Here is a 12131-nt window from a genome sequence, read left to right as displayed (position 1 = left end):
CTTTTCGTATGTGTATCGACTATTATGATTTGACTTTGCTTAAGGAAGAAGTAGAACGAATTGTCGGAAGGAAAATTTTAACTGCTGCTGACTGCAATTTATTGTGCAATGACATTTATCTAAAAACACAATCTAGCACAAGTTTAAATACTTTAAGACGACTTTTTGATTTAATGAAAAGTAAATATCAGCCTTCGCTATTTACTTTAGATTTATTGTCTAAATATTGTGGCTATTCTTCATTTAGTGATTTTACAAATTCGAAAAAGAATAAACCTTGCAATAACGAAAATCAAGACAACAGTTTTGTGAATTTTTTGGTTTTACTTTTCAGAGACTTTGAAGTTAAAAGTACCAATGACATCACATACATCCAGCTTATCCATAAAATAATAAATAACCTTGAACATTGGCCTGCAATGATTGACACATTCCAACGTGAAATTGCAAAAACAGCCAGTGGACAGGTATTTTATTACGAGCAATTTATCAACATTGACAAGCTTAATTCATTTTATGGAAAGGGATTACACTACTACCTTAATGAAAAGAAAACAGTTGAAGCGCAGTTATTAGGACATTCTCTGCTTTGTTTGCAAAGTTGGCTTACAATGAATGATGAAGGAGTTGAAAACCATTACCAGGAAGTACTTCGACATTCTGTAGATGAAAACATTCATCCTTTTATCAGTGCCAGGTTTTTTGCAACGCAATTATATAAGTGCGAGATATCCTCGAATGAAACGGAAGCAATTTTAATACAAACAAGAGAATTTTACGATAACATACGATATTCAAAGTTTGTTCACCAAAACTTTCCATATTTTGAATATGTTTTATCAGAAGCACTGGTGCTTACCAATCAATATGAAGAGGCACTTTTTTACATTACCGAAGCCTTGAAGAAAAGGAATTATCATGTTCCGCCTAATGTTGATTTAAGGTTATTTGAATCTATCTATCTTTTTCAGGCAATTGCATTGGCCAACATTGGAAAGCGGGAAAAAGCAAAAGATATACTCGGAAGCATAAATACAGAAAATTTCTATTTTCTTTCGAGGCATTTTAATTCAATTTTATACTTATTACAAAAAGGAACTTTTCAAAAAAAAGAATTCCTGCAAAAACAAGTACAATACCTGGTTCAACAAACAGGGTTTAAAAAACTTGTAGTTAAGCAAGAAGAATGCTTTAAAATATAACGAAAGTTAACTGCTCTATTTCTGGGCAAAAATGGGCAAACCAAATATCAAATAGCATTTTAATTTTAAATATAGAATCAAATGAGAAAGTGCAGAGTTGTTCTAATAGTTTAGCAATAAAACACTTATGATATTTTAATACCTCCGTGCCCTAAAATGGGCTATTAGGCAATTGTGGTGCTGTATGAAAGAACAAGCGCATCAAATTGCCCAATTAACACTTTGAAATTATAGAAGTGATTAATCAAGTGTCCATTTAATTGGAAATTTATTACTCATCAAAACTAACCATACCAAAATGACTATTACAAAAATTCATTTGCCACTGCTGCTCATTTTGCCAATCTTTCTTTCTTGTGTTAATACAAAGAAAGCAACCTATTTTAATGGTTTATCAGATGCAGAGATTCAATATAAAGTGCAAAGCCTGGAGCCAGTTATCCAAAAAAATGATTTGTTGAGTATTGTTGTTAGCAGTATTAATGCTGAGGCAAATCAGCAGTTTAACTTATATACAATATCATCTGCACAAGGACCTGTAAATTCAGGCACTGTATCACAAGTGTCTGGTTTTTTAGTAGATCAGGATGGTAACATTCAATTCCCAATGTTAGGAACCCTCAAAGCTTCAGGTTTAACAAAAAAACAGTTAAAGGAAGTTATAACCAAAGGACTTATAGAAAAAAACCTTCTTTACGATCCTGTTGTTAATATCCGCTATTTAAATTATAAAGTAACTGTGCTTGGTGAAGTAGCCCACCCTACAGTGATTAATGTACCTGGTGAAAAAATCACTGTGCTGGAAGCTTTAGGCATTGCTGGCGATCTTACACTTTATGCGCAACGTGATAATGTTTTAATTATTCATGAAGAAGAGGGAGGAGGAAAAAGAATTGCCAAAAGAATTAATTTAAACGATGAGGAGCTACTTACATCTCCTTACTATTATTTAAAATCGAATGATATTGTATATGTAGCGCCTAATAAATCAAGGGTTGCAAGTACCAGTACATCCAAGCAATGGCTGCCAGCCATGTTAAGTGGCTTATCCTTTTTTGCCATCGTTATTGACAGGCTAACCAGATGATTTTATTCATTTTCATTAATTAATAGAAGTATGGAACCTAAAAGACATGCTACTGAAAAAGAAAAGAATGCGGTTGAAGCATTCATGTATAGGTATTTGCCCTATTGGCCGCTTTTTGCATTATTGCTTATTCTGGCCGGCACTGCCGCTTATATGTACTTGCATTACATCGCGAAGCCAGTTTATCAAATTTCAGCTAATATCCTTATAAAGGACGAAAAAAAAGGTGCTGACGAATCAAAAATACTGGAGGCACTAAATATTACTTCAAATAAAACTGTTGATAATGAAGTTGAAGTTATTCAGTCAGGTGAATTGCTGAACGAGGTAATAGACAGTTTGCATTTATATGCACCAATCTTCGAAGATGGTCCAATTGTATCACGGTCCGCTTACACTTCTTCTCCAGTTACTATTGAATTAGAATATCCAAATAATATACAGGACACAGATAGAATTGACTTTGTTTATAATAAGGGAAATAATACGGTGGCGATAGAAGGAAAAATGTATTCTTTAAATAAGTGGATATCTACTCCATTTGGTGTAGCAAGGATTACAAGAAATTTAAATTTAAAGACAGCTTCTACAAACCCACTATATTTTTCCTTAAACAATCCCAAAATGGTTCTTAACAGTCTTGTTACGAATCTACGTGTCATTGCTGCCAGCAAGTTATCAACTGTAATTGACCTAGCAATAATGGATGAAGTGCCTGAAAGAGGTGAAAATATATTAAATACTTTGATCCAGGCATATTATAGATCTGCAGCAAAGGAAAAAAATGTTTTAGCAGCCAATACACTTTCATTTATAGAAGGACGTATTTCAAACGTGGCAAAAGAACTGGATTCGATAGAGAACCGCCTTCAAAAATTCAGAAATCAAAAAGGTGTTGTTGATTTAAGCGAACAAGGAAAGCTTTATTTACAAAATGTAGGCGATAATGACCGTAAAATGACAGATATTAACATGCAACTGGCGATGCTGAATGAGGTTGAAAAATACGTACTTTCTAAAAATAATCAAATAGGCATAGTGCCATCAGTAGTGGGTGTTAAAGATCCACTTCTTTCTTCGTTATTGCAAAAGCTATACGATTCTCAAATGCAATATGAACGGTTAAAAAAAACTATCCCTGGGGGTAACCCTGCAATGTTTTCCTTGGAAGCGGAAATTGATAATATGCGCCCCGCAATTTTAGAGAATATACAAAATCAAAGGATGAGTTTACAGGCAAGTAAAGCTAATCTCAACTCTGGAACAAGTACGTATGTCTCTATGCTCCAGACCATTCCTCAAAAAGAAAGAGAGCTATTAGATATAAGCCGTCAGCAAACTATTAAAAATGTTGCATATTCGTTTTTATTACAAAAAAGAGAAGAAGCCGCATTAACCTATACGGCAGTTATACCTGACAGCAAAACAATTAACTTCGCAAGTGCTTCACTTGAGCCCATAAGTCCCAAAAAAATGCTCGTTTATTTAACGGCACTTACATTGGCCTTATTTATTGGGTTTGGTATAGTTAGCGGAAGAGAACATCTAACCAATAAAATTCTTTTTCGTTCTGATATTGAAAGCTTAACTACAATTCCTATAGTCGGTGAGGTAATGAATATCAAGGGTGGAAATCCGATAATTTTAAGTAATAACAATAACAGGCAATTAGGTTGTATAGAACAATTTCGCCAGCTCAGGATTTCAAGTGGCTTAAATGGAAGGCATCAGAAAAATAAAAAGATCTTAATTACGTCAAGCATTGCGGGTGAAGGGAAAAGTTTTATATCCAATAATCTCGCTTTAAGCCTTGCAGGATCAGGAAAAAAAGTTTTGCTTTTAGATTTTGATTTGCGCAATCCCAAAACTTCAGCATTGTATAAGCTAACAGGAGAAAAAGGTATATCCCAATTCCTGGAAAATAGCAAACAACCGCTAAATGAAATTATCTATCATACGGGTAATAACGAGCTATATATCATACCAGTTGGTTTTTCAACAATTAATCCAACAGAATTATTGCTAAATGCAGACCTTGAAAACTTGTTTGAATATCTGGATAGTAACTTTGATTTTATTATTATGGATGCAAGCCCTATTGATCCAATTGTAGATGCTTATATATTATCAGAATACGCAGATTCCACTTTGTTTGTGATAAGGCACGGACTTACTACAAAAGGCATGGTAGAATCATTGGATGAAAGCAATAAGAGTGGTACACTGAAAAATATATCCATTATTTTCAATGGTATTAAGCCCAGAGGTTTTTTAAATAAAAACTATGGATATGGATTTGGATATGGAAGCAAAAATATCTATGGAAAGAAAACTTACAAGGTTGGAAGCATGGTAAACAATACATAAAACATTTTCTCCAGCACCTATTCCTATAAAAAAATCCTAAATCGTTTCCCAAAAAAGTTTTACAAAAATCTGTTTCAGTTATACTATGTAACTGAGTTGGGCGAAGCCTGACTTAAAATAACACTTCTCAAGCTTTCCATATGATACTTAGTAAAAAATGGTATGCTATTTATACAAGGCCTCGATGGGAAAAAAAAATAGCCGGAGCCTTGGTTCAGAAAGATGTTGTTACTTATTGCCCTCTTAACAGGGTATCACACCAATGGAGCGATCGAAAAAAGATTGTGCATGAACCATTGTTTAAAAGTTATGTATTTGTACAAATAGCTATTGAGGAAATGATTAAGGTGAAGGAAACTGATGGGGTTATAAAATTTGTTTATTGGCTTAATAAGCCTGCAGTTATAAGAGACGAAGAAATAGAAGCAATAAAAAAATTTTTGAGCGAACATATGAATGTTCAATTAGAAAGAACAGATATAGGAATAAATGATGTAGTTCGCATTGCTTCGGGTCCATTCATGCAATACCAGGGAAGCATTTCGGAGGTGAGGAAAAACAAAGTGAAAGTAATCCTTCCTTCTCTGGGCTATATGATGACTGTAGAAGTTGAGAAATCTAATCTTGAAGTAGTGAAAAAAAGTAACAATTCACATATTAGATACTCGAAAATAACAGATGCTAATAAGACTCACTCGTAATACCTTTCTTACCACACCAAATAGGGTGATTTCCAAATGAAAATATTAATTACAGGCAGCGCCGGATTCATTGGCTTTCATGTAACTATTGCCTTATTAAAACAAGGGCATGAAGTATTGGGCATTGATAACATCAATGAGTATTATGATATTAACCTGAAATACCATCGTTTGCTTGAAAGTGGCATTGAGCGTATCAAAATTAGCTGGAATAAGGAAGTACATAGCAACAAGTATGATCATTATAGTTTTGTAAGGTTAAACCTTGAAGACAAGCAGGAGCTAATGGCAATTTGCAAAAGAATTAATTTTGATGCCATTATTAATTTAGCTGCCCAGGCTGGAGTCAGGTATTCCATACTTAATCCAGATGCATATGTACAATCTAATCTTGTTGGCTTTTTAAATGTGTTGGAAGTGTGCCGAAATTATAAAATCAGCCATTTAATATATGCAAGTTCTTCAAGTGTATATGGCTTAAATGAACAAATACCTTTTTCTGTTAAGCATAATGTAAATCATCCTGTATCGTTATATGCAGCCACAAAAAAAGCAAATGAATTGATGGCTCATTCATATAGCTATCTATATAACATACCAACTACTGGACTTCGATTTTTTACTGTCTATGGCCCGTGGGGCCGACCGGATATGGCCTGTTTTATTTTTACGAATGCTATCATGGCTAACAAACCTATCCATGTATTTAACAATGGTAAAATGAAAAGGGACTTTACCTATATTGATGATGTTGTAGCAGGGGTAATAAAAGTATTGGAAAAACCTGCTTATAAATCCTCTGAGTGGAACGGCAAACAACCTGATCCTTCTTGTTCATGTGTACCCTATCGCATTTATAATATAGGTAACAATAAACCGGTTGATTTGATGAGTTTTATACACGAGCTTGAAAGAAACCTTGGCAAAAAAGCAATTATTGAACTAGAAGGTATGCAGCCTGGCGATGTTACGGCTACATGGGCCGATATTCATGATTTGGCGAGCCAATTTAACTATAGGCCGGATACCACAATACAATCTGGACTAAAAAATTTTATTACCTGGTATAAAAAATATTATGGAATTAAAAAAGTGAAAAAAACCGTAGGTATGGAAACAGACATAACTACTCTATAATAAGTAAAAATTATTATTATCCTGTAGCAAATAGCATTTCAAGGATTACATAAAATTGTATGAACTACTTTTTTATGATCATTAAACTTCTATGCCTTTTCAATATTCAACAACTGAAGTTTTCTTTTCGTAAATAGGACACGAATGAAATAATAAATAAATTATAACTGAATGGAAAAAGTGACGTCTGGGCCGTCCTCAAAAAGGCAAATTGAAACTATTACACCAGGGTCGAAATTAGCATTGATCCAAAAGCTTTTTGATGCACTTCATGAGTATGGAATCAAATATTGCCATTGGAAAAGTAATGAGCACTTATATGCTTCCATGACTGCAGATACAGATTTAGATGTTTTGTTTAGTCAGAAACAAATAGAAATATTGATGCCGCTTTTAAAAAGGCTTGGATTTAAATTATTTAAGGCACCCAAACAAAAACATTACAAGGATATAGAAGATTTCATTGCGCTTGATTTTTCGTCTGGTAAAATCATTCACCTGCACGCCCATTTCAAGCTTACTCTCGGGGAAGTTTACCTCAAAAGTTATCAATTAAACCTGGAGGATACGATTCTGAGCAGCCGTGTTTTTGATAAAACATTTGGTATTTATCGTATTGCACCAGCTTTTGAGCTTACACTTCTTTATGTCAGACTGGCTTTAAAATTAAGGAACAGGGATATTTTAAAAATGTATTTAACAAATGAAATACTATACACAGGAAATACTTTAAATGAATACAATTGGCTAAAGCAAAGATGCACACAAGAGGAAATTAAAGCTGTATTAAAACAAATATTTTATGATTACTTCCCTGTCTATGAAATACTTATGAAAGATTTTAACCGAATGGAAATTTTAAAGCTTTCAGGTTTCATAAAAAAGGAATTTAAAAATCAAAGATCAGTTTCTTCTTTACATGCTAATATATTACGTTGGCAAAGAGAGATCCTATTGAAAGTTTATAAAAAGTGTTTCTCTCTTTTGCATCTTCCAATAATTTTGAAGCGCATCAACCCCAGGGGTGGTCTTATTGTGGCAGTTGTCGGCGCAGATGGATCAGGAAAGTCAACTATTATTGCCAATATCGAATCTGCGTTTGGAAAAAAGATAGATGTTTACAATATATACTTTGGAAGTGGCGACGGCCACAGATCATGGATGCGAAAAATAATAGCTAACCTAAAAAAAACTATACTACGTCCAAAAATCCCGAAACAAAGGGTGGAATCAAAGAAAAGTCAAGCTGAAAAGAAAAAAGGCTTCCTATCAAGCGTATTAAAATTTATTGATGCACTTATTATAGCCAGCGAAAAGAGAAAGAATTTAAAGCTGATGCAAGCAGCAAAAAAAAATGGAATGCTGGTTATTTGTGACAGATTTCCTCAAAATCAAATAATGGGTTATAATGATGGCCCATTACTCCAACATCTTTCTTTTTCTAAAAATATGGTTTTAAGAATTATTGCAAAGAAAGAAGCAAGATCATATCAATTCGCAACTAATAATCCTCCTGATATTCTATTTAAATTAATTGCAGATGCCAGATTGCTAAATGAACGCAAGCCAAATGGAACACCAATGCAAATACTAGAGGCAAAGATTGAAAGTACAAAAAAAATACAATGGGCAGAATGTTGCAAGGTGATTACAATGGATGCTGCACAACCACTTGAAAAACTACTTTCAACAATTAAAAAAGAAATATGGAATGCTTTGCCCTGACTTGAATTTACAAATATCAAATAACTTTTATCGCTCTCACATTAAGATGAAACCGATTTTAAAAAATCCTATCCTAAAACATTCCATAACTCTTTTTATATATAATGTTAAAGGATAAATTTTAAATGATTAATGAAACTATTGCTCTACGACCTGGGGAAGACATTCACAAAATAGTGCAACCAAAAAAAAAGGAAGACCTTAAGCAACGTGCCTATCTTAATTCTTTATCCAGTATAATTGATTATGCGGGAGCCCAGATAACAGGATTTATCATTAATCCTTTTATAGTGAGGGGCCTTGGGAGCTCAATGTATGGTGTATGGCAGATGTTAGGGCAAATGACTGGCTATACAAAGATAGTTGACACAAGAGCAACCCAGGTATTAAAGTGGACTCTTGCAAATAAAAGAGATGTAGCTGAGATAGAAGAATTTAAAACTGACATAACAACCGCTCTAATTGTTACAGCCATTACGCTCCCTATTTCATTGATTATTGGAGCTGCCATTTCATGGTATTCACCTTATATTACCCAGGCAGATGAAAAATACTATAGTTTAATAAGGATTACCTGTGCCTTGTTAATCTCATGTTTAATAATAAACAAGTTTTTTGGTCTGTTTGAAGCGATATTAGGTGGAATGAACCTAGGGTATAAACGGATGGGTCTACGTGCGGCAATTATTGTTCTTGGGGGTGCTTTGAAAGTTTTGGCTATCACCAGGGGATTTGGGTTAATCGGATTGTCCTGCGTTCAGATCCTTGTTTCAATAGTAACCGGATACTCCTTCTATATTATCCTTAAAAAAAATATTCCATGGTTTTCACTTGGTAAAACCAATCTTTCAAAAGTGAAATCTTTCGGTAAACTAAGCGGTTGGTTTATGGTCTTCACAACAATAAAGATGTTTCTCTTAAGTAGCGATAAAATTATTTTGGGTTATTTAGCAGGTACAGTTTATGTTTCAAAGTATGCACTTACCATGTTTTCATCCCTGGCCGTGCAAGGTGCATTGGTTGCAGTTATCACAGGAATGACTCCAGGTATTTGCAGCCTCTTTGGAAAAGGAGAATATGATAAGGTTAAAAAAGCGAGAAGGGTAATGATTTCTATAGTTTGGCTCCTGTCGGTATCTGTAGGCGTAGCAATATTGCTTCTTAATAAATCATTTATCCACTTATGGGTAGGTACAAAGCACTATGCAGGTAATATAGAAAACCTTTTGATACTCCTTATCTCTATCCAGGTTGTTTTTTTTCAATTAGATAGTTTTATTATTAGTGCCACATTGAACATGAAAAGTAAAGTATTGCTATCTGCCTGTGCTTCTGCCCTTACTATATTGTTATCATTCTTACTTGTAAACAAATTTTATATAGTAGGATTATGTATAAGCACCTTGCTTGGCAGGATGTTCTACACTATTGGATTCCCAAGGCTTTTGAAAAAGCAAATGAAAGATGATACCCCTGTTTTCACCAGGCAATTAATTCAGCCTTTGTTGATTTTAATACTGTTTTTTACCCTGGCAACTTATGCGGGACAATATATATTTATATCAAATTGGCTGTATTTATTATGCGGTGGCAGTATTTCTTTAATTCTTAGCGCCGTTTTATTTTGGTTCACGGGTATGGAGCCAACAATGAGAAAAGAAACCTGGAATGTCCTGTCCCGGATTAAATTAATGAGAATGAAATAACTTTTTTATGCTGGATAAAAATCTCTAAATAAAAGAAACTAAATGCCTGGCCTTGCTAATCATAAAATGAATCTAAAGTCGCCTCCAATAGTGCCAATAAATCATAAAACCAAGACAATAGAAATTATAGGCCCACCTGGTATTGGCAAATCAACATTTTACAAGTCATTATGTAAAACCTGGAACAATAATTTAAATTGGGTGTATCAGAACAGGCTTTTAGCCCCACCCAAACCAAAGCTTTCAGAATTTAAAATCTGGCTGCAATATCAATTCCATATGATTGCAAATAAAGATGGAAACAGGGATATTCCGGTAGACTATGGCTTGCGATTCGTAGAAGATCATAAAGAATTAGGTCTATTTTTTTGGAATCACCTTTCAGGAATAAATTCTTGCATGGATAAAGAAATTGGTAAATCCTTCAGGTCAGCTTATTTTTTATTTAAAGATTTTTGCAGGTATCAGGCAATATTTGATAGCATAAGCAGCAAGCCATGTATAATAGATGAAGGCTTTTTGCAAAAATCTTTTCTCCTTCAAGACAATGAAAAGTTGATGGCAGAAATAGTTACTGAATATTTACATTTGATTCCATTACCCTCTTCAGTTATTTACATTAATACCACTGATGCAAATATTATAATTGATCGGATTTGCAATCGCAAAAAAATCATTGCCTCTCATTTCAGAAAAGATAAGAATGAATTAATTGCAGAAACTGAAAAATGGCAGTATTTATTTAGCATTATTATTGAAAAACTTACCCGCAATAATATTCCAGTACTTTGTATTGATGGAGAAAGACCTATAGATGAAAATGTTCGCTATATAAATTCTGTGTTGAGTTAAAACACCTATAAGAAACACCAAAGTTTCATTAATATAATTATTTACTTACGCTTATCATCTATTCTAAACCTTAAAGAATGAATACTTTCTTTTTATTGTTAGAGGTTTTCCTTTATGCATTTGCCATTTACATCTTTGTGATAAAAAAAGAGTTGGGAATTGTTTACTTACCAGTGCTATTTTTTATAGACACTGTCATTACCACCCATATTATCTCAACATTTGTTTATTACGGGATCATCTCCATTCTGATATTACAATTTATAAGGAAGAATATTGATTTCTTTAAAAACAACATGTTTGCTTTTTACCTCCTAGTGTATTTTTTTATTCTGATGACCAAGTCCGAAAATCTGCAAATGATCAGGCAAGACCTGTTTAACGTAATGTGGCTTTTTATTACAATTTCACTTATTCCTTCTATATATAGAAAATATTCCAGAGAAATCATATTTATAGAATTGTCTCAATCTGCATTTATCATACTTATAATTTTTATATTAAACGTAGTCCTATCTTCATTATTCCACTACAATGCTTATTCGATGTATGGAATTACCAGTGGTATTTTATATGGAAATCTTTATGCCACAGATTTCAACATACTTGCCATTGCAATTTTTATTGTTTTTCTTAATGGATTGAAAGCAAATAATCTTCTTTATTTAATTGCAGCTATAATCGCCTTATCATTTATAGGTCTTTCTGTGAGACGTTCAGTCATAAGCCTAAGCGTATTAGGCGTGGTCATTGCTATGCTGATCCTGCTGAGTCAAAATGCAAAGAAAGCTTTAGCTTTTGGCGGATTAGCCATTTTGTTAGGAGCATTTGTGTTACTTAAAACCGGCTTTGTATCAACTTTTAATGAAAGATACGAGCTTAGAAATTTAGATGAGCGCCGCCTGGATGATGAAAAAAGGATTTTTGAATATAATCTTTTATATGAAGATATGTTCATTTATAAAAGATACAGTCCCTGGTTTGGTTTTGGACTTTTTAATAGTGCAGGTAACTATGGCAATGGGAAATTTTACGACAGAAGTCTTCATGGAGATTTAACAAGCATAGCCCACTCAAGTGGTATCTTAGGTGTCGTCCTTTATTTGCTAATGATCCTTAATGTTTTTTATAGTTCTTTGAAATCTGCAGAAACAAAGGCTGATAGGTTAATTATCTTGTTTGGCCTGATAACCTTTGTTGCATACACTTTAACTGGCCGATACACACAAATTGGATGTATGCTACTTTTATTTCTGGCAGTCAAACTGCCTTTAACAAAAGAGGAATTTAATCACGCAGAAGTAGAGGACACAGGGAAAACTCTTGCATTTACTGGGTAATTATCCAGACAGGC

Annotated in this window: 9 protein-coding genes; all 9 read left to right on the top strand. The window is 33.6% G+C overall.

Annotation, left to right across the window (positions count from 1 at the left end):
• Positions 1-8 precede the first annotated feature (8 nt).
• The 9 genes from BUA53_RS12220 (at position 9) to BUA53_RS12180 (ending at position 12117) form a co-directional block, all read left to right on the top strand.
• Positions 9-1202 carry a hypothetical protein gene (locus tag BUA53_RS12220; protein ID WP_139256419.1) on the top strand — a complete coding sequence of 398 codons (1194 nt, stop codon included), beginning with the start codon at positions 9-11 and terminating at the stop codon, positions 1200-1202.
• Between the two features lie 298 nt (positions 1203-1500).
• Positions 1501-2289 (top strand): polysaccharide biosynthesis/export family protein, encoded by a 789-nt coding sequence (locus tag BUA53_RS12215; RefSeq protein WP_072835672.1) that lies wholly within the window; start codon positions 1501-1503, stop codon positions 2287-2289.
• 30 nt (positions 2290-2319) lie between these two features.
• Complete coding sequence (locus BUA53_RS12210; RefSeq protein ID WP_072835671.1) at positions 2320-4656, top strand: GumC family protein; 2337 nt, start codon at positions 2320-2322, stop codon at positions 4654-4656.
• A 140-nt stretch (positions 4657-4796) separates the two neighbouring features.
• Positions 4797-5357 carry a transcription termination/antitermination protein NusG gene (gene nusG, locus BUA53_RS12205; RefSeq protein WP_072835670.1) on the top strand — a complete coding sequence of 187 codons (561 nt, stop codon included), beginning with the start codon at positions 4797-4799 and terminating at the stop codon, positions 5355-5357.
• 36 nt (positions 5358-5393) lie between these two features.
• Entirely contained in the window at positions 5394-6494 is a 1101-nt protein-coding gene (locus BUA53_RS12200) for an NAD-dependent epimerase (protein WP_072835669.1), read from the top strand.
• A gap of 171 nt (positions 6495-6665) precedes the next feature.
• Positions 6666-8219, top strand: a complete 1554-nt coding sequence (locus BUA53_RS12195; protein WP_072835668.1) for a nucleoside/nucleotide kinase family protein — start codon at positions 6666-6668, stop codon at positions 8217-8219.
• 125 nt (positions 8220-8344) lie between these two features.
• The gene (locus tag BUA53_RS12190) at positions 8345-9925 is read left to right on the top strand and encodes an MATE family efflux transporter (RefSeq protein ID WP_072835667.1); all 1581 of its coding nucleotides are present in this window, start codon (positions 8345-8347) and stop codon (positions 9923-9925) included.
• 42 nt (positions 9926-9967) lie between these two features.
• A complete protein-coding gene (locus BUA53_RS12185) occupies positions 9968-10777 on the top strand; it encodes a hypothetical protein (RefSeq protein ID WP_072835666.1) in 810 nt (269 codons plus the stop codon).
• A gap of 77 nt (positions 10778-10854) precedes the next feature.
• Positions 10855-12117: an O-antigen ligase family protein gene (locus BUA53_RS12180; RefSeq protein ID WP_072835665.1), complete on the top strand. Its 1263-nt coding sequence runs from the start codon at positions 10855-10857 to the stop codon at positions 12115-12117.
• The last annotated feature ends 14 nt before the right edge of the window (positions 12118-12131 follow it).

Source organism: Flavisolibacter ginsengisoli DSM 18119, from assembly GCF_900129295.1.
In the GTDB taxonomy this organism is placed as follows: Bacteria; Bacteroidota; Bacteroidia; order Chitinophagales; family Chitinophagaceae; genus Flavisolibacter; species Flavisolibacter ginsengisoli.
The sequence above is the reverse complement of the archived record's forward strand: the minus strand, read 5'-3'. Positions and strand labels throughout refer to the sequence as shown.